This window comes from Clostridium fermenticellae (assembly GCF_003600355.1).
In the GTDB taxonomy this organism is placed as follows: Bacteria; Bacillota; Clostridia; order Clostridiales; family Clostridiaceae; genus Clostridium_AV; species Clostridium_AV fermenticellae.
Window position 1 is genome coordinate 2,389,134 of record NZ_CP032416.1, and the last position, 26,968, is coordinate 2,416,101.

16 protein-coding genes and 1 riboswitch are annotated in these 26,968 nt (G+C 30.0%); of the genes, 4 read left to right on the forward strand and 12 right to left on the reverse strand.

The window, feature by feature from the left end:
• The 3 genes from D4Z93_RS11140 to D4Z93_RS11150 form a co-directional block, all read right to left on the reverse strand.
• Positions 1–762: an alpha/beta fold hydrolase gene (locus D4Z93_RS11140; RefSeq protein ID WP_119973566.1), complete on the reverse strand. Its 762-nt coding sequence runs from the start codon at positions 760–762 to the stop codon at positions 1–3.
• 585 nt (positions 763–1,347) lie between these two features.
• Positions 1,348–3,237 (reverse strand): molecular chaperone HtpG, encoded by a 1,890-nt coding sequence (gene htpG / locus D4Z93_RS11145; RefSeq protein WP_119973568.1) that lies wholly within the window; start codon positions 3,235–3,237, stop codon positions 1,348–1,350.
• A 321-nt stretch (positions 3,238–3,558) separates the two neighbouring features.
• Entirely contained in the window at positions 3,559–4,869 is a 1,311-nt protein-coding gene (locus tag D4Z93_RS11150) for a pyridoxal phosphate-dependent aminotransferase (protein WP_119973570.1), read from the reverse strand.
• Between the two features lie 341 nt (positions 4,870–5,210).
• Here D4Z93_RS11150 and D4Z93_RS11155 point away from each other — a divergent pair, with 341 nt between their 5' ends.
• From D4Z93_RS11155 to D4Z93_RS11165, 3 genes are read left to right on the forward strand one after another with little or no spacing between them, the layout of a single operon-like run.
• The gene (locus D4Z93_RS11155; protein ID WP_119973572.1) at positions 5,211–5,648 is read left to right on the forward strand and encodes a MarR family winged helix-turn-helix transcriptional regulator; all 438 of its coding nucleotides are present in this window, start codon (positions 5,211–5,213) and stop codon (positions 5,646–5,648) included.
• Between the two features lie 48 nt (positions 5,649–5,696).
• Positions 5,697–7,439, forward strand: a complete 1,743-nt coding sequence (locus tag D4Z93_RS11160; RefSeq protein ID WP_119973573.1) for an ABC transporter ATP-binding protein — start codon at positions 5,697–5,699, stop codon at positions 7,437–7,439.
• Entirely contained in the window at positions 7,426–9,348 is a 1,923-nt protein-coding gene (locus D4Z93_RS11165; protein WP_119973575.1) for an ABC transporter ATP-binding protein, read from the forward strand. Before D4Z93_RS11160 ends, D4Z93_RS11165 begins: the two co-directional genes overlap by 14 nt.
• A gap of 1,825 nt (positions 9,349–11,173) precedes the next feature.
• Here the strand turns inward: D4Z93_RS11165 and D4Z93_RS11170 are convergent.
• From D4Z93_RS11170 to thrC, 8 genes are all read right to left on the reverse strand, one after another.
• Positions 11,174–11,812: an amino acid ABC transporter permease gene (locus D4Z93_RS11170; RefSeq protein ID WP_119973576.1), complete on the reverse strand. Its 639-nt coding sequence runs from the start codon at positions 11,810–11,812 to the stop codon at positions 11,174–11,176.
• Between the two features lie 22 nt (positions 11,813–11,834).
• Complete coding sequence (locus D4Z93_RS11175; protein ID WP_119973578.1) at positions 11,835–12,641, reverse strand: amino acid ABC transporter substrate-binding protein; 807 nt, start codon at positions 12,639–12,641, stop codon at positions 11,835–11,837.
• A 217-nt stretch (positions 12,642–12,858) separates the two neighbouring features.
• Entirely contained in the window at positions 12,859–13,467 is a 609-nt protein-coding gene (gene thiE / locus D4Z93_RS11180; RefSeq protein WP_119973579.1) for a thiamine phosphate synthase, read from the reverse strand.
• Complete coding sequence (gene thiM, locus D4Z93_RS11185; protein ID WP_119973581.1) at positions 13,458–14,270, reverse strand: hydroxyethylthiazole kinase; 813 nt, start codon at positions 14,268–14,270, stop codon at positions 13,458–13,460. Before thiM ends, thiE begins: the two co-directional genes overlap by 10 nt.
• Positions 14,271–14,448: 178 nt before the next feature.
• Positions 14,449–15,249, reverse strand: a complete 801-nt coding sequence (gene thiD, locus D4Z93_RS11190; RefSeq protein ID WP_119974325.1) for a bifunctional hydroxymethylpyrimidine kinase/phosphomethylpyrimidine kinase — start codon at positions 15,247–15,249, stop codon at positions 14,449–14,451.
• A gap of 65 nt (positions 15,250–15,314) precedes the next feature.
• Positions 15,315–15,413, reverse strand: a riboswitch (TPP riboswitch).
• 34 nt (positions 15,414–15,447) lie between these two features.
• Positions 15,448–19,164: a helicase-exonuclease AddAB subunit AddA gene (addA, locus tag D4Z93_RS11195; RefSeq protein ID WP_119973583.1), complete on the reverse strand. Its 3,717-nt coding sequence runs from the start codon at positions 19,162–19,164 to the stop codon at positions 15,448–15,450.
• 50 nt (positions 19,165–19,214) lie between these two features.
• Entirely contained in the window at positions 19,215–20,273 is a 1,059-nt protein-coding gene (locus tag D4Z93_RS11200) for a sensor domain-containing diguanylate cyclase (RefSeq protein ID WP_119973585.1), read from the reverse strand.
• 223 nt (positions 20,274–20,496) lie between these two features.
• On the reverse strand, positions 20,497–21,993 hold the full coding sequence (gene thrC, locus D4Z93_RS11205; RefSeq protein WP_119973586.1) for a threonine synthase: 1,497 nt from the start codon (positions 21,991–21,993) through the stop codon (positions 20,497–20,499).
• A gap of 415 nt (positions 21,994–22,408) precedes the next feature.
• Here thrC and D4Z93_RS11210 point away from each other — a divergent pair, with 415 nt between their 5' ends.
• Complete coding sequence (locus tag D4Z93_RS11210; protein ID WP_243105936.1) at positions 22,409–23,353, forward strand: C40 family peptidase; 945 nt, start codon at positions 22,409–22,411, stop codon at positions 23,351–23,353.
• Between the two features lie 146 nt (positions 23,354–23,499).
• Here the strand turns inward: D4Z93_RS11210 and addB are convergent, their stop codons facing one another.
• Positions 23,500–26,955: a helicase-exonuclease AddAB subunit AddB gene (gene addB / locus D4Z93_RS11215; RefSeq protein WP_119973590.1), complete on the reverse strand. Its 3,456-nt coding sequence runs from the start codon at positions 26,953–26,955 to the stop codon at positions 23,500–23,502.
• Positions 26,956–26,968: the final 13 nt, after the last annotated feature.

Sequence of the window (26,968 nt, forward strand, 5' to 3'; positions counted from 1 at the left end):
TTAATTACCTCCAAGAAATTTTGAAACAATTTTATTAAAATCATTTATTTTGTCAAGATATGCAAAATGGCCTGCTCCTTTAAACACTATGAGTGCAGCATCTGGTATCTCCTTTTCCATTATCTGTCCAAAACTCAAAGGAGTCTCTTCATCCTGATCACCCCATATCAATAGTGTAGGAACATTTATTTTAGGAAGACAGGGGCGTAAATCCTGATTTATAACTTTAACAAAAGTTCCTCTCATAGCTCTAGCCTCCCTATAATCATCTGATCCATGAGTTCTATAAAATCTTTCTAATTTTTCATCCTTATCCTTTCCCGGTGTGAAAGTAAGATACAATTTTTTAAGGGCTTTAAATTTATATACACTTAAATAATATTTTAGACTCCTCTTTGGAATAAGTCCTGCACTATCAGTTAAAACAACCTTCTCAACTCTGTCACCATACATAGATGAAAATAATATAGATACTCTTCCTCCAAAGGAATGCCCTATCAAAATTGCCTTATCAATATTTAAAGCTTCAAAAAAACCGAGAAGCATATTTGCATAATCTGTAACATTCCAAGGTTCTGGCGGTTCATCCGATCTTCCAAATCCGGGAAAATCTATAGCGTAGACCTCATACGTTGAAGACAGATAATTATAAACCGGGAGAAAACTATCTGCTTTTCCACCCCACCCATGTAATAATACTATTTTTTTACCACTTCCAGACTTTTTATAAAATATATTCATATCATTGACTTTTATAAACATAAATAATACCTCACTTATAATAACTCTTAATAACTTTGTATCTATAATATATTTTATACAATTGCCAAAATAAAAACAGTACCAATTCTACAGTTTTTTCCCTATGGAGTGGTTCATAAAAAACATACAAACTTTATATGCAGAATTCTACTATATTTTGATGAAATTTATAAGGTTTATAAATGAAAAGTTAATCCATCTCCCGCAGGTATAAATTAACTTTTACATTACAAACACTATGTATGGTTAATGTATGAAAGCTTAACTTATGCGCAGACCGGGATTTCCGAAATTAAGGCACATTAAAAAATTTTGTAGTAATGCTCGCGAGGCGTTCTTAAAAATCTTAGTGGATTTTATATGTTTGAACAAAGTGAGTTTATAAAATCTGCTTAGATTTTTAGGAACGCAAACTTACACTTACTAGAAATTTTTTACGTGACGTATTTTGGAAATCCCGGCCGGAGCATAAGTTAAGCTTTTATTTATAAATCCTATATGCACTTTCTAGATCAACCAAAAAAATTACTACAGATACTTCTGTAGTAATTTTTACATATAGTGTTTCTAACTAAAAGGTGTATTCTATTTAATAAGTTTACATACATCATTTGCAAATTTAACTGGATCCTCTATTGGAAGCCCCTCAATCAATAAAGCTTCATTGTACAGCAAGTTAGAATACATTTTAACTTTATCCTTATCCTCAGCAAATGCGTTTTTAATGGCAACAAACATAGGATGGTTTGTATTTATCTCTAAAATTTTATCTGCCTTTATATTTGGGTTATTAGGCATTGTTTTAAGTATCTTTTCCATTTCAATTGACAATTCACCATCATTTGCGAGGCAAACTGGATGACTTTTTAACCTCTGTGAAGCTCTTACTTCCTTAACCTTATCTTTTAATGTTTCTTTCATGAAATCAAATAATTCCTTATTCTCCTCTGTCTCTTTTTTACTTTCCTTTTCATCTGCTTCGAACCCTAAATCATTACTTGAAACTGATTTAAATTCCTTCTCTTTATATTTCATAAGCATTTTTATTGCAAATTCATCAACATCATCTGTAAAATAAAGTATTTCATATTCCTTATCCTTTACAAGTTCAGTTTGAGGTAGTTTTTCGATTTTATCTATAGTTTCACCTGCTGCATAATATATATATTTTTGATCTTCCTTCATCCTTGATACATATTCATCTAAAGTTACAAGTCTCTTTTCAGTTGATGAATAAAACATAAGTAAATCCTGAAGTACATCTTTATTAGCTCCGAAATCAGAATATACACCATATTTAAGCTGTTTTCCAAAATTGTTATAAAATTCAACATACTTTTCTCGATCTTTTTTTATCATTAACAAAAGTTCGTTTTTTATTTTTTCCTTTATCTTTTTTGCTATAAATTTAAGTTGTCTATCATGCTGTAAAAGCTCTCTTGAAATATTCAGGGAAAAATCAGCAGAATCAACTAAACCCTGGACAAATGCAAAGTAATCTGGAAGTAAATCTTCACATTTTTCCATTATAAGTACACCGTTTGAATAAAGTTCCAAACCCTTTTTAAATTCCTTTGTATAAAAATCATAAGGAGCTTTAGCTGGTATAAATAAAAGAGTTGTATAACTTACTGCACCTTCAACACTCGAATGTATTGTTTTTAAAGGCTTTTCCCATCCAAAATGCTTATCCATATAAAATTTATCATAATCTTCTTGTTTTAATTCATTTTTATTCTTTCTCCAAATTGGAACCATACTATTTAAAGTTTCATCTTCAAAATAATCCTCATACTCTGGTTCTTTTCCTTCTTTATCTGTTCCTTCTTTTTTCTTGCTCTTTTTAACCAGCATTTTTATTGGATATTTTATAAAATCAGAATACTTTTTAATTAATTCTTTAAGTGAATGTTCTTCCAAATATTTGTCATAGCTTTCATCTTCAGTGTCTGCCTTTATCTTAAGAATTATTTCAGTTCCAACTTCAGGTTTTTCACATTCTTCAATGTCATAGCCTTCAATTCCCTTTGATTCCCACTTATAAGCTTTATCGGAGTTTATTGAACGACTTTTTACAACAACGTCATCTGATACCATGAATGCTGAGTAAAAACCAACTCCAAATTGTCCTATAATATCAACTCCATCTTTAATTTCATTTTCATTTTTAAAAGCTAATGAACCACTTTTAGCAATAGTACCTAGATTGTTCTCTAACTCATCTTTTGTCATTCCTATACCCGTATCAGTTATAGTAAGAGTTCTATCTTCCTTATTTGAAGTTATTCTTATATAAAAATCATCCTTGTTAAAGCTAACATTTTCATCTACAAGCGAACGATAATAACTTTTATCAATTGCATCACTTGCATTTGATATAAGTTCTCTTAAAAATATTTCCTTGTTTGTATAAATAGAATTAATCATCAAATCAAGGAGCCTCTTTGATTCAGCTTTAAATTGTTTTGTAGCCATTTTATCATTTCCTTTCATCATAAATTCAAAATAAGAGATAGCAAAATCTTTTATTTAAATAATTCATATATTAAATCAATCTCAATAAAACCACGTCATAATTATTATATAAGTAACGCAGCCATAGCAAGATAATAAAGACATCTTACCTTAAACATCATAATAAAAATGTTTTTAGAAATCTTATTAGCACTCACTATCATTGAGTGCTAACTTTATTTTAGCAATTATTTTAATTTTGTCAATACATTTAGTGATTTTAAGTAAAAAAACCTACATGAATCCTAAAAAATTCATGTAGGTCTAATTTAAGTATATAAATTATCTAGTTTTTTCATAAGCTCTTAGAAGTTTTATAAATAATTCAGGAACCTTTTCCATATTTTCAGGGGATTCTATTAATGCAAGACGCATCTGGGTATCTCCTGGATTAGGTTCACCTTTTATATCATAGAAACCCTCTAAAGGTGCAACTAAAAGAGTTGTCTCAACTCCATTGTAGTCAACTGATCCTTTTTGTGCACAATACATAACAAAATCGATTGCATCAAAACCTGGTTTTACAATATTTTTAACATCTACTACTGTATATATAGATGCAGCAGGATTTGAAACTATTAAATTAGGATCAGCTTCCTTCAAACCTTTATGAAGTTTGAACATAATTTCTTTGTAATAATCACGAAGTCCTTTGCACCAGTTATTTATACTTTCCTTACTTTCATGAGCTAATGCTCCAAATATATATTGTCCAATTACATTACTGCAAAGGTTAGCAGTATATTCAGCAACTGCCTGAGTGTGGAATTCTTTACTATCAGTAATTAAAGCTCCTATTCTTAAGCCACATGCATTCCATACTTTTGAAGCAGTTTCCAGGCTTATTCTTCTGCCTTCTATTCCAGGAACGTCTTTGTCGGAAAGTCCCCATATGCTTACAAGTTTTTCGCTTTTAGAATAATATAGTTCACGATAAGCTTCATCACTTACCATCCACATATTATATTTTACACATAAGCCTGCAAGATCTTTGAGAGTCTCATAATCATAAAGCTGTCCTGTAGGATTATCGTAAGGTATAATAAGAAGTGCTCCAGGATTATATTTTTTAATTGTTTCTTCTATTTCATCTATTTTTGGTAGACTGAAGTTTCCATCTTCAGCTAGACTACGTTTTACTGTTACTGTTTTACGTCCTATTCTTTCTGCAAAAGAGATATAGTTTGTATATGCTGGGTCAATCATTAAAAGTGGTTTTTCATCAGTGCCTGCAGGTCCACAAACGCCAAGTAATAACATTTCCATAGCACTGGAACCACCATCAGTTACTTGAACAAATATTTTTTCTGTATCGAAACCCTGGCATTTAAGAATGTTTTTAAATGCATCCTGAGCTTCATCTGTACCAGCTGTTCCAGAATATCTTATAACTCCTTTTGAAAATGGACTTTCAGGTGAATCTAATGCGAACATCCTTTTCTGCATTGCAGGGTTAGTTGGAAGTGAAACATTTCCAATTGCCACATTTATAAGTGCAGGTTTTTCCTTACGCTCAGCAAATTTCATTTGACCAAGCCTTACATCTGATGGTGCCCTTTTTTTGAAATGTTCTGATAATACTGGTTTACTCATTAACAAATACCTCCTAAAAATATAGTTTATAATGAATGTAAAATATTCATCATCGTTCCTGATTAAAGGATTACATTGAAATATCAAGTGAAAGGCTTCACTCATATATTAAGTATACCACGTTATACTCGTTCTTTAAAATATTTTATCAAACTTTTTATATTAAATTGTATATTTTTAAGTTTATTTAATATAAATAATAAGATCATAATAAAAAAGCGATGTTTTAGCTCATAATTTAACGATTCAAGTAATTACCAAATTGACAATTAAAAAAGTTAAAATTATAATTAGTTAGGATATCTACAATTAATAGCCTGTAAGTATTAGGAGTATGGTTTATGGATGATAGAATAGAAATGCAGATTGGAAGAAAAATTAATATACTTGCTAAAAGAGTACATAGAAGAATAGATAAAGAGGTTTCTCAGTATGGTATAACTGCTGTTCAATCTCGAATACTTGGATTTATATACTATAAGTCAAATAAAAGAGATATATTTCAAAAAGATATAGAAGAAGAATTAGATATAAGACGCTCATCAGTAACTAGTGTGCTTCAGCTTATGGAGAAAAATGGATATATAAGACGGGTAAATGTATCTGAAGATGCAAGACTCAAAAAAATAATAATTACAGAAAAGGGATTGGAAATTCAAAAAAAAGTTTATGACCATATAATTGAAATGGAGAACTTTTTACGCAGTGAGCTAAATGATGAGGAGATCAGTATATTAATTAATTTACTTGATAGATTATGTAAAAAAGTAGAGGAATAAATATAATTTTAATATATTAGTTAGAATTCTAACAAAGGAGGACAAGATATGATAAAAAAATTACTAGGTTATATAAAGGAGTTTAAAAGGGATACTATTATTACTCCTATATTTGTCGCCTTAGAGGCAATAATGGAAACAATTCTTCCATTATTAATGTCCATGATCATTGATAATGGTGTTGGAAAGGGAAATATAAAATATGTGTGCATTGTTGGAATAATAATGGTGTTTGTGTCATTTATATCATTAAGCTGCGGTGCATTATCTGGAAAATTTTCAGCTAGTGCATCAACTGGTTTTGCCAGAAATTTGAGAAAAGCAATGTATTATAACATACAAAATTTCTCCTTCTCAAATATAGATAAATATTCGACAGCCGGTCTTATAACTAGACTCACAACAGATGTTACAAATGTTCAAAATGCATTTCAAATGATTATAAGAATGTTTGTAAGAGCTCCTTTTATGCTTATATTTGCTATGGCAATGGCGTTTTATATTAATTCAAGATTAGCACTAATATTTTTAGGAGCACTAATATTTTTGGGCATCGTCTTATTCTTTATTATGACAAGGGTGCATCCGTATTTTGTTGAGGTTTTTAAAAAGTATGATGATCTAAATGCAAGTGTTCAAGAAAATTTAACTGCAATAAGAACTGTAAAAGCCTATGTTAGGGAAGATTATGAAGTAAGTAAATTTTACAAAGCTTCTAAAACCTTATATAAATATTTTGTAAGAGCTGAAAAATTATTAATAATAAATGCACCTGCAATGCAGTTTACAGTATATACATGTATTTTACTTCTATCATGGCTTGGTGCTAAGATGATAGTTTCTAATTCCATGACAACAGGAGAACTTATGAGTTTATTCACCTATACAACAAATATACTTATGAGTCTTATGATTATATCAATGGTTTTTGTTATGGTCGTTATGGCAAAATCCTCCGCCGAAAGGATTTTAGAGGTATTAGATGAACGAAGTGATTTAACAAATAAGGAAAATTCAATCTATGATGTAAAAAATGGATCTATAGAATTTGATAATGTGGGATTTAGTTACACGAAGAATAAGGGGGGAAACCTTATTATAGAAAATATAAATTTAAAAATTAACTCCGGTGAAACGATAGGAATTATTGGTGGAACAGGAAGTGCAAAATCAACACTTGTTCAGCTTATACCAAGATTGTATGATGCAACCTTTGGAAGAGTAAAAGTTGGAGGTATTGATGTTAAAGATTATGATATAGAATCTCTTAGAAATGAAGTTTCCATGGTACTTCAAAAAAATGTTCTGTTTTCCGGAACTATCAAGGAAAATTTGAGATGGGGCAGCAAAAACGCAACAGATGAAGAAATAATTGAAGCATGCAAGCAGGCACAGGCTGAGGAATTTATAGAGCAATTCCCGGATAAGTATGATACTTTCATTGAACAAGGTGGTACTAATGTGTCAGGAGGACAAAAGCAGAGACTTTGTATAGCAAGAGCTTTACTAAAAAAGCCTAAAATATTAATATTAGATGATTCTACAAGTGCTGTTGATACAAAAACTGATGCTTTAATTAGAAAAGCATTTAAGGAAACTATACCAGATACAACAAAAATTATTATTGCCCAGCGTATATCATCTGTTGAAGATGCTGATAAAATAATTGTACTTGATAATGGCAGTATAAATGGATTTGGAACTCATGCTGAATTGATAAATTCTAATGAAATATATCGTGAAGTATATGAATCACAAATGAAGGGAGATGACGAAAATGAGTCAAGATAATACTAATAATCCTAGAACGGTAGGAAGGCGAAAAGGATATGCAAAATTAAATAAAAATTCTTTAAAAACACTTAAAAGGCTATTTTCGTATGTCATAAAAGAATATAAATTCTTGTTTTTCATTGTAATGATAGCAATTATTATAAGTTCACTTGCAAATGTAATTGGTACATTATTTTTGAAAAAATTAATTGATGGTTATATAACTCCACTTTTGAGACAGTCACACCACGATTTTGGGCCTCTTTTAAAGATGATAATAACTATGGCTGTTATATATTACATTGGAGTTTTATCGACATATTTGTATAGTCGTGTAATGATCTTAATTTCTCAGGGATCACTTAAAAAAATAAGAGATAACATGTTTAAACATATGGAAACTCTACCTATAAGTTTTTTTGATACACACTCACATGGCAATTTAATGAGTCTTTATACAAATGATACAGATACGCTAAGGCAAATGATAAGTCAAGGAATACCTCAAATTTTGTCAGCTACTATAACTGTCTTAGGTGCATTCATATCAATGGTATATTTAAGTCCGCTTTTATCAATAATTGAAATTCTGATGATATTTATAATAATACGTGTTACAAAATTTATTGGTGGTAAAAGTGCAAAATACTTTGGACTTCAGCAAAAGGATTTAGCTATGGTAAATGGCTATATAGAAGAAATGATAAATGGGCAAAAGGTTGTGAAAGTTTTTTGTCATGAAGAAGAGGCAAAGAAAAACTTTGATAAATTAAATGATATGCTTTATAAAAGTTCAGATAATGCAAATAAATATGCTAATGTATTAATGCCTATAATGGGGAATATCGGGTACTTAAATTATGTATTTGTTGCTATTTTTGGTTCTATCTTAGCTATAGGCGGATTTAATGGATTTACTTTAGGTGGAATTGCAGCATTTTTACAGTTAACAAGAACCTTTAGCACGACAATAAATCAGATGTCACAACAGATAAATTTTGTAGTTATGGCACTAGCAGGAGCAGAACGTATATTTAGACTCGTAGATGAAAATAGTGAAACAGATAATGGGTATGTTTCATTAGTTAATGCAAAGGAAAACGAAAATGGTAAAATAGAGGAAACTAAAGAACATACAGGCGTATGGGCATGGAAACATCCTCATTCAGATGGGACTCTAACTTATAAAAAACTTTTAGGTGATATTGTATTTGACGATGTTGACTTTGGGTATAATGATAAAAAAATTATACTTCATAATATAAAACTCTATGCTAAACCTGGACAGAAGATAGCATTTGTAGGTGCTACTGGTGCTGGAAAAACTACAATTACTAATCTGATAAATAGATTTTATGATATTCAGGACGGAAAAATAAGGTATGATGGAATAAATGTAAATAAGATAAAGAAGGCAGATTTAAGAAAATCACTTGGAATTGTCCTTCAAGATCCCCATCTTTTTACTGGAACAATTGCAGATAATATAAGATATGGAAAATTGGATGCTTCAGATAAAGAGGTAATAAGAGCTGCAAAACTTGCAAATGCAGATGGTTTTATAAGACATTTATCGGATGGATATAATACGATGATTTCGGGTGATGGCGGCAATCTATCTCAAGGTCAGAGACAACTGCTTACAATAGCAAGAGCTGCAATTGCAGATCCACCAGTTTTGATACTGGATGAAGCTACATCAAGTATAGACACTAGAACTGAGATTATTGTTCAAGATGGTATGGATAAACTTATGAAGGGAAGAACCGTGTTTGTAATTGCCCATAGACTTTCTACAATTAAAAATTCTGATGTCATTATGGTACTTGACAATGGAAGGATAATTGAAAGAGGAAATCATGATGATTTAGTTGCACAGAGAGGCAAATACTATCAATTATACACAGGTGCTTTTGAATTATCATAAAATCTTTATATTGCGTATTAAGCATTGTTGTAGACACATAAGTAGAATTCTTACTCCCGTGAAATACTGTAAGGCTTTGACACGTTAAAACCTTTTATAAATCTAAAACTTGTGCTGTTAAAAATCTAAAAAACCTGGATAAACTCGTACCTCAGACAGTATCCAGAACTTTAAGATTTTTAACAGCACTTCACCAGGATTTATAGAAAAAGTTTTAAATGTGTCTTCAGCCTTACAGTACTCCACTACGTAAGAATTCTACTTATGTTTGCAATAAATTGTTTAATGCGATATTCTATATTTTTAATTGATTTACAGTATTTATATCTGTTTTAGGCGTGTGCCGTCTACTAAAATTTTTCTAAAAGACTTCGCTAAGAGATGTAAAAAACTTTTTAGATGTGCCTTCAGTTTCCAGGTATACCTCTGTGGTGTGAGTTAAGTTTGTCCTTATAAGTTATATATTTAAACCAGGTTATATGCTTAATAAGTGAAATATTACCTTCAAGGGTTCTAGGGCGATTAGCCCTTATAATTTATACTATAATTACAATTTTAAACATATATTGAAGTAATTAAAAAAATCTGAATAGGATCATATTTTAAATGATATCCGGGACTTTAAGGTTTTTCACAGCACTTCGTCAAAATTTATAGAAAAGTTTTAGATGTGTCTTCGGCCTTACAGTATCCTGCTACGTAAGAATTCTACTTATGTTTACATCAAATACTTAACATATCAATAAAAGTATATAAGTGATTTTATAACTTTACGTAAATTTGATAAACTTTCTGAATATAATTTCGCCTTTAAGGGTTTATGGCGATAGCCATATTAATTTAAAAGTTCTTTACTCCATTAAACCTAAATCATATATAATCTCACTCATTTTCTTGTAACAGTATTTGCAATTTACATTATAATTTCCATGATTGTATTCTCTTTATAAAGGTTTTACGGACGTAGTCCTTGTATACATAGTATTAATCCCCGAGGGATATTTTAAAACTACAGAAATTATAATAAATAACGAAATTTTTCCCGGTAAAAGATTAAATATATTTAAAACTAAAATAACCTGCCTTTCATAAGAAGAACAGAACGCCCTAACGGGCTTGAAGGCTTACAGCCTTCCTTCTTTAAGTTTATAGTAATGACTGTACTAATTTAATTATTAGGACATTAACTTCCCGGGTATATAGTAAAACTCACATTTAAATTTAAATAATTCAATAGGACTAATCGTCCTATCATTTCATTTATCTAAAATTTTAGTTAAATATCTTTTATGCCCAAAAAGATCTTAAAGTTCTGAATATACTATCTGAATTACAGGTTATTCAGACTTTTTTAGTTATCTTAACAGATGTCTAAAACTGCAATTATAGTATAAATCAATATGGCTATCGCCATAAAACATTAAAGGAGAAATCATATTTATCAAGTTTACATAAGTTATATAATTATTTATATACTTTTATTAGTATATAAAGCATTTATTGATTTAAGTATATAACTTATAAGGACAAACTCAACTCATACCACAGAGGTATACCTGGAAACTGAAGGCACATCTAAAAAGTTTTTTACATCTCTTAGCGAAGCCTTTTAGAAAAATTTTAGTAGATTATATATGTTTGAGCAAAGCGAGTTTATATAATCTACTAAAATTTTTAAAAGGCAAGCCTAGAGATGTTAAAACTTTTTTAGGGTGCCGAAGTTTGTGAGTATACCTCTGCGGTGTGAGTTGAGTTTGTCCTTATGTGCATATAATCTTACAACAATGCTTAATACGCAATATATGCAAATTGCGTATTATAGTTGCTAAGATATTACATACTTATTTTCAAGCTTTCTAAATATCAAAACCAATACAGATATAACTGCCAAGTATACAATGCCTGCCGCTATAAAAGGAGTTATTGTAAAATCATTCATTACAACCTCTTTTGCTCCTCTAAGTAAATCACCAACACCAATAGCTGCAACCATTGCCGTATCCTTTATCAGATTTGTCGATTCATTGCAAATAGGTGGAATAACATTTCTAAGGGCTTGTGGTATTATTATTTTCATCATAGTCTGCCTATAATTCATTCCAAGAACCTTTGCTGCCTCAAACTGTCCTTTATCTATAGAATCTATACCGGCCCTAAATATTTCAGCTAGATATGCAGCATAATTTATGGTAAAAGCTATAACGGAAGCTGTCATAGGTTCTAATTTTATACCAACTGCAGGCAATCCAAAATAAATGAAAAAAAGTTGTAATAGCAGAGGAGTACCTCTAAAAATCCACGTATAAAAGCTTAGAATAACTCTTAATGGAGTTATTTTCGAAATCTTGCCAATAGCAACTACAATACCTATTGCTACTGATAATACGGCTACTATCAAAAATAACTTTAATGTCAATATACCTCCGCTTAACATACTCGTCATCATATCTGTAAAATTAGACACCTAAAAACACTTCCTAACATCTTTATTTTTCCGTAACGGACTCTCCAAACCACTTTTGTGATATTTTATTAACAGTGCCGTCTTTTTTCATATCATCCAAAGCTTTATCAAGTTTTTCCTTGAAACTAATATCAGTTTTTCTTATTCCAACACCATACTCTTCCTTTTTAAAATCATCATTTAAAACTTTATATACTCCCTTAGTTTTATTTATATAATACCTTGCAACTACTTCATCTGCAACTACAGCATCAACACGTCCATCTTTTAAATCCATAAGTGCCTCTGTATTATCAGAGTATTTTTTAACCTCTTTTAATGATTTAAGTGTAGTATTATCTGCTTTTAATGCAGTTTCACTGCTACTTCCAAGCTGAAGGCCTACCTTTTTTTGAGCTAGATCCTTCTTGTTTTTAATAGTTGAATCATTTTTCACAACTATTATTTGCTTATTTTGAAGATATGGTTTGGAAAAAGCTATCTGCTGTTTTCTCTTGTCAGTAATTGTAAGCCCATTCCATATAACATCTATATCTTTATTTTTCAAACTTAATAATACTCCATCCCACTGAACTGGTTTAAATACAACCTTTACGCCCATTCTCTTTGCAGCTTCTTTCGCAAGATCTATATCAAATCCCACAATCTGACCTTTGTCATCCTTAAATCCCATTGGAGGAAAACTATCATCCAATCCTACTACAAATTGTCCTTTTTGTTTAATATCATCCCATGAAGCATCTTTAGATTGATTAGTCGTAGTACAACCTGCAAATAATATACTAAAAATAAATAAAGTCAACGTTACAAGTATAAATTTTTTTTTCATTTTTTATCCCCCTAAATTACAGATTTATTATAGATACTATTATACTTTAGCATACTAAATTTGTAAAGTAGTATGAGATAATTTATTAAATATAAAAATTCACTTTTTTAACCTATATAGGGTTTGTAAAATTCCAAGCTTAACTTATGCGCAGACCGGGATTTATAAACCTTATGTAGATTAGAAAGGTGAATTTTAACATAAACTTTTTATATTTTTATAATAAGTTTTGGGCAGCTCTCTTGAAATCCTTTTTGCCAAGTATTGCTGATACTACAGATATACCTGTAACTCCTGATTTTAATACATCTTTATAATTTGTTTCATTTACACCACCAATTGCAACAGAAGGAATAGTTATTTCATCACATATCTTTTTTAAACCATCTATCCCTATAGGTTTATCTATATCTTTTTTAGTTCCCGTATAAAATGCGGCCCCAAGTCCAACATAATCTGCTCCACCTTTTTGCGCTTCTAAAGCTTCCTTTATATTACCCGCTGAAACTCCTATAATCTTATCATGTCCAAGCATTTTCCTTGCTATTTTAAGTGGCATATCACTTTGACCTATGTGTACACCATCTGCATCAACAGCTTTTGCAACATCTATTCTATCATTTATTATTATAGGTACATTATAATAGTCAGTAATTGATTTCACCTGAAGTGCTATCTTATAAAATTCTCTAGTAGATGCATGCTTTTCCCTTACCTGTACCAATGTTGTACCACCTAGAATAGCCTGCTCAACTGCATCTTTTAATTCAACATCATCTAAATAGTCCCTGTCTGTTACAAGATATAATCTATAATCTACTTCCATTCAATTTTCCCTTCTTCTTTCAATCTTTTTTCGGTTAAACTGTAAATACAATCCATCAATTTAACTCTAAAACTTCCAGGAAGTTTAGCTTCCTCATAAGCCGCTTCACCTGCCAGATTCATTGACAGTATTGCTGCAGTAGTAGATAAAAATTTATCTTCATAAGCTCCAGCTGCAGCACCACAAAGCGCTCCAAGCATGCATCCTGCTCCAGTTATTTTAGTAAACATTTCAACACCATTTTTTATAATAGCAATTTTCACTCCATCTGTAATATAATCCTTCTTTCCGGTAGCAGCAACCACACACTTATATTTATTGGCAACATTAATGCAGGCTTCTAGTACACCTTCCCCATCATCCAGCGAATCAACTCCTCTTACATTTGAATCCACTCCTGCTAAGAATTTTATTTCTCCAACATTTCCCTTTATAACATCTATACGTCCAACTTCAGAAATTCTATTTATAACTGAAAATCTTCTAGGTATTGCTCCACATGCTACTGGATCTAGTACAACTGGTACATCATTTATTTTTGCAGAAATACTTGCAAGGACATCAGCTGTCTCCTGCTCTTTACTGAGTGTTCCAAGATTTATATATAGTGCCGATGATATCTTTACAAAATCAAAAACCTCATCATACGCTTCACACATTGCCGGTGATCCTCCAAATGCAAGCAATATATTTGCACAGTCATTTATCGTTACACCATTAGTAATACAATCAACAAGAGGAACCTTCTTTCTTATTTCAGTTAACACCCTTGAAACTTTATTCATAATCTCATCATTATACATCTTATTACCCCCTAATTTATATATAGAATTTACAAGTTCAAGCTTAACTTATGCATAGGCCGGGATTTTCAAAATACCGGGCTTTAGAATTACTAAAAGCATTTATAGTACCGGATTTTGACAGTATCTCCCGGGGGATGGATTAACTTTTCATTTATAAACCCTATAAATTTTGTAATTAAAATTTTATACCTGCAGATTTATATAATTCTACAAAATGTCCAACAGGACCAACTCCATTTCCGATTGAAAAAGAATTTTCAATTGCTTTAGTTATGTACTCTTTAGAAAACCTAACTGCCTCCGATATACTTAAACCACGACTTAAAAATGAAGCTATTGCAGATGACAACGTACAGCCGGTTCCATGTGTATTTTTTGTATCTATTCTCTTTCCTTTTACCTTTATAAAATAATTCCCGGTCAGCAATATATCATTTGCATCATTAAGCCTGTGTCCACCTTTAACCAGCACATTTTTTGCCCCTAAGGCCTCTATTCTTTTGGCTGCTTCTTTCATATCGTCTTCATTCTTTATCTTCATCTTTGCTAAAACCTCTGCTTCAGGTATATTAGGTGTGACTAAATCTGCAATTTCAACAAGTTGTTTCAAAGACTCCTCTGCCTTTACTTTAAGCAAGTGATATCCGCTTTTAGATACCATGACAGGGTCAAGCACTATATTTGATGCTTTGTATTTTATCAGTAATTTTTTTATAACTTCTATACTGTTACTGTTTGACACCATACCTATTTTTACTGCATCAACCTTTATATCATCAAATATAGCCTTAATCTGTGCTTCAATCATATCACTATCTACATCCATTGATTTTTTAACTCCAACTGTATTTTGTGCAGTTATTGCTGTTATAACACTCATTCCATAAACACCAAGTGCACTCATTGTTTTTAAATCTGCCTGTATTCCAGCACCACCACAGCTATCAGAGCCAGCAATCGTTAGTACTTTTTTCAATTTATACACCCCTTTTACAAAGTTTTGCCTCAAAATAAAAATGCACTGCTGAAAAGCAATGCATAAAATTCTTAATTTTTGCTTCCCTACGCCAATATTAACTGGATCAGGTTCAAAGGGTTGGAAACTCCTCTCAGCCTCAAGCGGCACCCCCACAAACGTTATTATTAATATACTATTATTATATACATATATATCCTAAATTTCAACAGCCGTATTATTATAAAGCAAATATAAATACTTATTCTTAACCTTCTTACCTGTAATTAATTCTAAAGCCTTCGCATAATACTTAAGTTGGAACTCATATTTTCGCTTAATATCCCCTATATCCTCTATATAGTCTGTTTTATAATCAATTACAACAAGTTCATCATCCTCTTCAAAATAACAATCTATTATACCTTGAACTAATATTTTTTCATCTTCATATAATTTCTTTGGCAAATCTTCATATATCTCACTACTACTTAAATTTATGATAAATTGTTTCTCTCTATAGACATTATTTGAATTAAGCATTCTCTTGCCAAGCTTAGATGTAAAAAGCCTTAATATCTTCTGTACATCAACACATTTAGCTTCTTCTTGTGTTATAAAATTTTTTGTTATTAGGCCCTCAATCTGATGAGCTATGTCCTGCGATCTAAGTACATTTTTTAAGTCAAGTTTCTGAAGAACTAGGTGCACAATTGTACCTCTTTCTGCACCTGATATATTCTTAGTCTCCTTTAAAAACTTTGGAGTATTTAATGAAGTATTTTTAAATATAACTTCACTATCACCATCCTGTGATAATAAAAATTTTCTTTTAAGTTCTGATATTGACATTTTGGCACTTATATTTTGTGCATCTCTATATTTATATTTCCAATTAAGTCTTCTTGATACCTCGTCTCCAAACTCGCTAATATTGGAATCTAAGTTTATATCATTTATATATTTTAGTACATCATTTTCAGAATCATCATAAATCTTCTTTCTAAAAATAGATTTGTCATACAAATTTATCGTCCACTTAGAATTATCTTCTATAACATACTTTGATACATTAATTTGTCCGAGTCGTCTTATAAGCTTTCCATCTTTATGCCTTGAAAGTGCTCCTCCTATCCAGTCAAGATAACTTCTTGCACTTATTGTATAATATTCAGGTATTTTTTCCTCTTTAACTTCTGTACACTCGCACCATCTGTGACAAGTTTTTTCTATATTATTTACCATGCCCGTTAAAATAAGCTTTTCCTTTGCTCTAGTTAATGCCACATAAAGTATTCTCATCTCTTCAGATAATGTCTCTAATTTTATTTTTCTCTTTATTATCTGTTTTTGAAGTGTAGGATAACTTATTCTTCTCTCTGCATCAATAAAATCTGCTCCAAATCCAAGATCACTGTGAAATAATATACTCTTATTAGCATCCATTAAATTAAAGTTTTTACCTGTTCCAGAGAGTATTACAATAGGAAATTCAAGTCCTTTACTCTTATGTATACTCATGATCTTTACCACATTCTCATTTTCTCCAAGAATCTTTGCACTTCCCATATCTCCACTGCTATTTTTAACTTTATCTATAAAATTTATAAAATTAAACAGACCCTTATAACTAGTGTTCTCATATTGAACAGCTTTGTCAAACAACATTCTTAAGTTAGCCTGCCTTTGGCTTCCGCCCGGCATAGCACCTACAAAACCATAGTAACCTGTATCAGTGTACAAATACCATATAAAGTTATTCAAATCCATATTCATGGATTTATCTCTCCAAACATCAAGTCTATTTAAAAATGCAGACACTTTGTTTTTTAATTTTAAACTTATATGATCCAGGGTATAATCTACAATCTTATCTTCTTCGCATGCATCATCCTCAAAATACTGATCTATTAGTTTCATTGCACTGTAGAAATTTATATCTTTATTTACCATCCTTATATCTATTAATTCTTCTGGTTCAAATGACTCTATTGGAGACCTTAATACAGCTAAAAGAGGTATATCCTGCATCGGATTATCTACTATTTTAAGCATACACATGATAGTTTTTATCTCCGAGGAATCAAAATATCCAATAGCTGTATCTGCAAATACGGGTATTCCTTTTTCCATTAACTCTTGAACATAAACCGAAGCCCAATTTGAAGTTGCTCTTAAAAGTATAACAATATCCCTATATTCTACCTTTCTATAAGCATCTATAGTTTTATCATAAATTAAAAAGCTGCTGTCTCCATTTACAAGTTCATTTATTTTTTTTGCTACCAATCTTGCTTCTATCTGTATATTATCTGGATTCTCTTCATCACCGTCATCTATAATAAGGTCAGCATCATTTTTTGATTCACTTTTATCTATCAGATCTAACTCTATTGGCATGTCATTATCTGTCTTTTCAAAGCTAGCAGCACATTCTAAAAATTCAGATTCATCATAATCAATTTCTCCAACCCTTCTAGACATTATTTGATTAAACACATAGTTAACACCATCTATTATTTCCTTCCTGCTTCTAAAGTTTTTAAAGAGTTTTATTTTTCTGTTCAAACTATTTTTTTCTTCAGAATATGTATTATATTTATGAAGAAATAATTCTGGTTTTGCCTTTCTAAATTTATATATACTCTGCTTTACATCGCCAACCATAAACATATTGGGAAAAGGGTCCTTTTTTGATATTGAATTCATTATAACTTCCTGAACTTCATTGCTGTCCTGATACTCATCTATAAGTATCTCGTCAAAATCATCCCTATATCCAAGTGCCACTTTAGATGGAAGTATTTTGTTATCGTGAGTCTCTGTGAGTATTTCAAGGCAAAAATGTTCTATATCATTAAAGTCTATGACTCCTCTTTCCCTCTTTTTAATGCTAAATCTATCATCAAATGCTATAACAACATCAACTAACGATTTTAATACAAAATACACATGTTTTATATCCTTCGATATATTCTTATTCTCTACAAATATATCAGATATTATAGCTAAAACCTTTTTCTTGACATTATCCCTTATTCCCTTTGCTTTTTCCTTTGCCTCTTTATCAGCATCCTTATTTTTTTTAGCGGGGAGCTTATCAAAGTTAACAGTTTTAAATACACTGTTCATAGAATCCCAATTTTCACAGGACAATATAAGCTTCATATTATAAATGTCATGTTCAAGAGGGTCTATATAGTAACTGATCCCACTTGCATTCTTAACTATGGTTAAAGCCTTTTCCAGGTTATGAAGACATGCTGTTATTTCAACATTTACATATTTAACAAGCATCTCTGCCCATTTGGATTTACCAAAATCAAAGTTTGGGTCTACATTAAACTCTTCTGCCATTTCTACAAGCCATTTTTTAGGATATGGATTACTTGTAGAAAATCTGTGCAGGTCTAAAATTAGGTTTTGAACATTAAAATCATTTTTTCTTCCATAACATTCTAAAAGCTTCAAAAGTTCTGGATCGTCACTATCATACATATCTTCCATAACATCATCCAACGCCTCTTGTTTAAGAAGGACAGCCTCTGTATCATCACATACTCTAAAATTAGGATCTAAATCTACTACATGAAAGTTTTCCCTTATAATTTTTAGGCAAAACGAATGTATAGTCATTATATTTGCTTTATTCAAAAGTATGAGTTGTTTCTGAAGATTTTTAGATTCTGGTTTTTCCTCGAGTTCTTTTGATATTGCATCTCCTATCCTTTCTTTCATTTCCGATGCAGCTGCATTTGTAAATGTAACAACTAATAATTTATCTATATCAATTCCATTATCAGAATCGGTTATTTTTTCTATTATTCTTTTGACAAGCACCGCAGTTTTACCCGCACCCGCTCCTGCAGCAACTAATAAATTGCAGTTTTTAGTATAAATAGCTTGTTTTTGCTCATACGTCCAATTCGTACTCATAAAATCACCCAATCTAATTTTACTACTATAATATAAACTCCTCAATTCATTTAATATACTACTACATTTTTACCTAAATTCTTAGCTTTGTACAAATTCATGTCTGCTCTTTCTATTATTTGGTGTAAATTCTTATCATCATCCTTGACAACAGCTATACCTATAGATATCGTTATTTTATAACTTATACCTTTAAAGTTTACTACTGTATTCTCTATATCTTTTCGTATAGACTCCATTCTGTTATAAACGCTTTCCATATTTTTAACATTATTCATATATATTATTATTTCTTCTCCGCCATATCTTGCAATTATATCATCTTTTCTAATATTATTGCTTATAATTTCGCATATATTCTTTAAAACCAAATCACCAAACTGATGACCATAGGTATCATTACACTTTTTAAAATCATCTACATCTATCATAATGATTGAAAAATTTCTTTCACCATCTGAAATTTTTTTATTTATAACAGAAAAAAAATAGTTTCTGTTATAAAGCATTGTTAAAAAATCTCTTTCTGAACTTCTCTTAGTCTGATTATATAGTTTATTATTTTCAAGACAGATGGCTAAATGATTACTTAATGCTTTTAAAAGCCTGATATGTTCTTCTGTCAAATAATTATACATATTATGCTCCACCACTATAGCTCCTAGAATAACATCATTTAAATATATTGGCATGCAAATACATGAATGTATTTGCATATTCTCGTCTCTAGAGATATCATCTTGCGAGTTAATTAATAATACCTCCAATTTGTCCTGATTTTCATTAAATTCTTTAATCATAAAATGATGTTTAGTCTTGTCAAGATTGGAAACCATTAATTCTAATTTATCGTCTTTTAATAAATAAACACTAGAATATGTAACACCTAGTATTCCTATCATTATATCGTTTATAGTAAATACTAATTGATCACTTCCTAAAAATTTATTTATATACTCACTTATTTTCATTATTAAAGATAACATATTGACCTTTTCATCCAATTCTATTATCTTAGAACTTTGCTTTTGCATAGTTTCTTCAGCTACTCTTTGATAGCTTTCATAATCCTTCTTTAATTTATTATATTTATCCTCTAATGACGACATATATATCTCCTTAACATATTTACCTAAAACTAGACTAGTATAAAATATTACTATTCACCATTTATTCTAAAATTTAACATTAATAATTATATGATAAATATTGTACCATAATGAGTATTATACAATTCTATTTTAATGTAAACATATGTAATATGCATGTTTAATTTTTTAACCTCGCTTAAGAAGATATAACTTAATATATAAAAATTAATCTTTAATATTTCTATTTATAATTATTTAAAAAATCCAAAATCTTAGTCCTAATTTGATTCTTATCACATACAATTTTATGTAATATCTCCTTATTTTCTAAATCATTTATTGAATCAGGAATATTTACAAAACCTATTTTATTCATTTCTTTTATCAAAGAAAAATCATCCATATAAGAATACTTGCTGTCCAAAGCCTTCATCACAAATTTTGTAAATTTATAAGGACTAGCAGTAGATGCAATCAATACCTTTGTATTATCATTTGTTTCCTCTAAATATTTTTTATATACAGAATATGCAACAGCAGTATGCGTGTCAATAAGATATTTATCTGAATCAAAAATCTCTTTTATTGAATCCAAAGTCTCTTTTTGAGTTGCAAAGTTTCCATAGAAATCCCTAAGGCCATCCTTCATATTCTGAGATATACTATACTCCCCATTAGTATTTAATGAATTCATTAATTGTTTAACCTCACTACAATCACAATCACTTATTAAATATAACAGCCTTTCTAAATTACTAGATATAAGTATATCCATTGAAGGCGATATAGTCACAAAAAAATCTCTGTTTTTATCATAAATCCCCTTATTTATAAAGTCAGTAAGTACATTATTATCATTGGATGCACATATCAATTTTTTTATGGGCAATCCCATACTTTTAGCATAATATGCTGCAAGTATATTCCCAAAATTCCCAGTTGGAACAACTACATTTATCTTTTCATTCTTATCTATTTGCCCGTTCTTAACCATACTGGCATATCCATAAAAATAATATACTATCTGTGGTATTAGCCTTCCTATATTTATAGAATTTGCTGACGACAATACATAACCCATATCAAATAATTTTTTATTAAAGAAACTATCCTTAAATATATTCTTTACACCTGTTTGTGCATCATCAAAATTACCATTCAATCCTATTACGCAAGTATTGTCTCCTTCTTGTGTAACCATTTGCATTTCCTGTATCTTACTCACACCATTTTTAGGGAATAAAACTATTATTTTTATTCTATCTACCCCTGAAAAACTCTCTAAAGCTGCTTTCCCAGTATCCCCAGATGTGGCAGTAAGTATCAAAATATCTTTATTAAAATCATTCTTTTTAGCGGATACTTTCATCAAATATGGAAGTATTGACAATGCCATATCCTTGAATGCCAGTGTAGGTCCATGATACAATTCCATAAAATATACATTACTCACTTTTTTTAATTCTACTATATTTTCAGTATCAAATTTTGAATCATATGCTCTGCCTACGCATTCTCTTAATTCTGATTCATCAAAGTCAGTAAAAAATTCACTCATTACTAGATACGACAATTCTTTATAGTTCATATCCACGATACTATTTATTTCATGAGTTAAATCAGGTATACTGTCAGGTACAAATAATCCTCCATCTTCACTTATCCCCTGAAGTATAGCCTGTGATGAAGTAAATAATCTCCTGTCCCCTCTTGTGCTCTTATAAAAAATTTGTTTCATTTTACATAATCTCCTCTCATACCATAAACAACCCACAATATATTAAATTTAATTAATATACATTATACTTATTATTTATGGCATAATAAAGGATTATCGTAAATATTACACAAATTCTTCTGTACAAAAACATATACGGTAAATTATACGGTATCATATACTATCTATATTATCATATTTTTAGTATAAAAATATACATTTTTTACATAGAATAATCGAATTATGACAATATACTCATATATTACAATCATTTAAAAGTTTAAAAAAAGTTTAAAAAATTATCCAATGAAAATAATGTATAATAGAATACGTGTTTACTAGTAATATATCTTCAATATGGAAGGATGTGAATGGGCATAGCTTACACTACTGCCTAATTTTTAATATGTTCAATAAAAAACTTATAACAAGCTTTATGATAATTACTTTATTAATAAATGCAGCTTATGCTAAAAATGTGCTGGCAAGCCCATCTTCTACCCAAATTTCAATAACAAATACAAATAAAGAAGATGACCTTGAAAATAAAATACAAATTGCCGATAATGAAATAGAAAAAAATATTGATAATTTAAATACATATAACAATAAAATAAAGTCTCTTGAAAAAAATATAGTAAAAAATGAAACAAATATCAAAAACCTAACAACCCAAATTCAGAAATTAAATGATGCCTCTAAACAACAAATACGTGCTATGTATATCAATGGTATGTCTGAGGGTTACATAGAGTTACTGCTATCATCTAAAAATATAATTGATTTTGCAGATAAGGCAATAGCTGCCCAAAAAATTATCTCTTTTGATAAGGATACTCTTAGAACTCTAAGCCAAAACAAACAAAATATTAAACTTGAAAGTGATAAATTAGATTCTGATAAAAAAAATCTCGAAGAATTAAAGAATGATGTAAATAAAAAGATACAGTTATTAAATGAGCAAAAAAATTCTGAAAAGGCTCTCTTAGCTCAATTAAAGGATGATGATTCAAAAAGTTTAGACACTACAAATACTGATAATGCCATAGTCAATTATGCATTTAAATTTTTAGGTGTAAAATATGTATGGGGAGGTACATCGCCTGACCCTGGATTTGATTGCTCGGGTTTTGTTCAATATGTCTATGCCCATTTTGGTGTAAGCATACCAAGATTATCACAAAATCAACAAAATTATGGTACAGATATTACTGACAGATCATTACTTAAACCAGGAGATCTAGTTTTTTTTGGCAGACCTGCCTACCATGTTGGGATGTATATAGGTGATAATAAATTTATTGAAGCTCCCCATACAGGTGATGTTGTAAAAATATGTGCTCTTGGAAATTATACCTCTGCCAGGAGGATTACCAATTAATATTTTATAAATTATGCACATATATTTAAATACTCCATATAATAAATATATAAGAGATAAGAATTTTTCAAATCACATAAATATTCTAGTTAGTTTTTAATTTTCCCTATCACCTCCAATATAATAAAGGGGAGCAGTAAATAATACTACTCCTCTTTACCATACCTGCGTTTTAATTCCTCCCACACTTCCTTATCAGATTTTTCTTTCATATTTCTGTATCTGTTACCTTTCATACCAGTATCAAACTGACATATAAATGAATAAATGCAATAATCGCAAGCTATATTTCTATTATTCCTGCATGGACTTATATCTATATTTCCCTCTAGAATCTGTTCACAAAGTTTAGCTATCATATCTCTTATATATCTTCTCAGGTTACTAAATTGTTCTAATGTAGCAACTGATGATTTAGCTTCCGATATATTTCCATCTTTTTTCATAGTTACAGGTATCATGTCAGATACCTTATCTATACTTTTATCCATTCGCTTTACTACACCCGGATCATTCAATATAAGTCCATTCATCCTTAAAGCCCTTGCTATTCTTTTTTCTATATCCTGATCATCTATATCTGATTCAACCTTTATAATTGGATCATCCAGCTTAAAATATAATACTCCACCCGGTATACATGTATCATTATATTTTTCCTCAAATTCTGTTAATATAACATCAAGGTATATTAACAGCTGCATTTGAAGACCATAATACACATCTGATAGTTTAAACTCTTTGGTTCCAGACTTATAATCTACCACTCTTAGATATGTTTCTTCTTTATTCTCCATACCATCTAATCTATCTATTTTTCCTATTAATGAAACAGTTTCTCCTGAATGAAGTTCTACTGATATGGGAGGAAATTCACCTTCGTTTTGGAAACTGACTTCATAGCCTAAAGGTTTAAAATCACTCTTTTTCATATGTCTTGCTATAAGCCATACAGATGTTATTAATATCTTTTTCACTTCATGGACTGCATAATTATATCTCTTCGAACTATTGAATATTGATCCCGGAATATCATTCAAGGTTTGATCGACTATATCTGTTATCTGTTCTTTACACCAACTTTCATTAAGATCACTCCAGGAAAGCTTTTCTTTGCTAATTCTATCTGAAAATATTTTCAGCATACTATGAATGAAGCTTCCAAAATCCGGAGGTGTGAGTTTATATACTTTTCGCTCTTTTGCTTTTAATCCATATTGTATAAAATAAGCAAATGGACACTGCACAAATTTTTCAAGTCTCGAAATACTCATATTCAAGTGTCTTCCATATAATTTTCTAACTTTTGCCGTATCATTTATATAAACTTCATTTGTATATTGAAAGCCTCTTAATACCCTGTCTAATTTCTGACTCCAATCCTCATTCAACTTATACCATCTATACACATCCAGCCACAGTCCATTCATATATTCTCCATTTGAATGTTCCCTTATATTACTTATAAGATCATTAAACACAGCATTTGGACCGGCAATACTATAAATACTTGAGATATCATCTTCTCTATGAATTACAGCATCTTCTTCTTTTAAATTTGGAAACAGCTTCTTTATTCTAGAAATAACAACAGATGGTCTTTTACCTTTTCCATCTTCATCAGAAACAACATAGCTTAATTTCAAGTACTTACTTACAATAGTTAAGGTACTATAAATCAAAAATTGCTCTTCAAATACCCTATTTCTACTACTTTTAGCTATTTCTATACCATAATTATTTAGATTTTCCCTGTCATTATCTGATAATATTCCTTCATCTGGCAGGGGAGATGGAAATGTACCATCATTCACACCTACTATATAAAGAGCATTTATATCATGACTTTTTATTCTAGTTACACTTCCAACCAGGACCTGATCCAGTGCTGGAGGAATAACTCCTATCTCATATTTTTCAAAACCAGTAGCAAATATCTTATAAAATTCTGCTACGGATATAATTTCATCACCTATAGCTTCAACTATTTGATCTAAAAGTTCTACTATTATATCCCATATTTGATTATATTCATTTACCTTATCAAGTTCTCCTATACTCCTAAATCTATCCATTGACGACTGAATTTTATCCGCAAATTGTATATTACAAATAAAATCATAGATTCCGATACAGATTTGCCTTGCAGTCTTTTTTCCCTTAATGCTGTCTGATAATTTTAAAAGCGGCGTTATTATTCTATTTCTAATATCATTTATTTTAGAAAGCATATCACCTTCATATGAATTCTTTCCTTTATCATTTATACTATAATTTATATTAAATTTCCAATATTCATCTTTTATCCATTTAGAACCACTTATACCATTGGATAAAACGTAATTTTCAATTATATCTACCTCATCTTTTGTTATATCGAAAAATCCAGTTTTTAAATATTTAAATACAGATTCATAAGACCAATTTTTTGCTATAATTTCAATTGCCGATATTATAAAGATAACCATTGGATTATTAGAAATCTTTCTTTTTTTATCTATAAAAAATGGTATTTCATATTCTGAAAAAATTGCTCTAATCAAATTCTCATATCCATCAAGATCTCCACTTACAACTGCAATATCTTTAAATCTAAAATCACAATCCCTGCAGATCCTTATTATATCCTTTGCTATTTCTTTTATCTCCGAGTATTTGTTTAAAGCTCTCAATACCCCTATATTAAAATTCTCTCTATCATATTTTTTATAAGGAAATGAAAATAAATATTTTTCAAGGTGCTGCATCTCTGAACTATCTTTAAATCTATAACATGGAGAACACTTTAAAGCTATAGGTCTATCATATTTTATATTGTTATCTTTAGCTAGCTGTAAAAGTTTTGCTTCAGTAAATTTAGTAGGCAAAAACAGATCAGTATCCTCTAAAATTCCTGTTTCATTCAAAGAGTCACTGCATATAGTTACATTTAACCTTTTAGTACTAAGCATAAGCTTTTCTAAAATATTATACTCTTGAGGTGTAAAACTTATAAATTCATCCACCCAAATCTCAGTTTGATCAAACATGTGAGACTTAGATAGATTTCCTGTAAGTATCGATAAATCATCCTCTGCATCTATGTATTTTTCATGGAGTTTCTCCTCAAATTTTGAAAAAATAAGACTTATATCATAAAGTTTGTCTTTCAAATTTTCATTTTCAATCCTATCAACTTTACTCTGAAGTATTTCGGAATTTATATCATATCTTTTTAATTCTGTTATTATATTAGAAATCATACTTATAAACCCGGGTCTTTTAATTGATCTTGAGAATGTTTTAAGTTCAGACGAATTTTCATTCATTATTTTATATATTAGCATATCCTTACCTGATGAATTTACATGTTCAAGTGTAATTCCTCCAACTTCATTTAAAACCTTATATGCCATACTTCTGAAACTCATTATCTGAGCTTTAAACATCCCCTTTTCTCCTATAGTATCTATTAGATTTTTTTCTGCCTGGAATGAGAACTGTTCAGGCACAAGCAAAATTAATGAATTAGTGCTTCCTTCATCAATCCTTCTCTTTATATCTTTTAAGCAGTAATAACTTTTTCCACTTCCAGCTCTTCCATATATAAATCGTAAGCTCATACTACTGCATCTC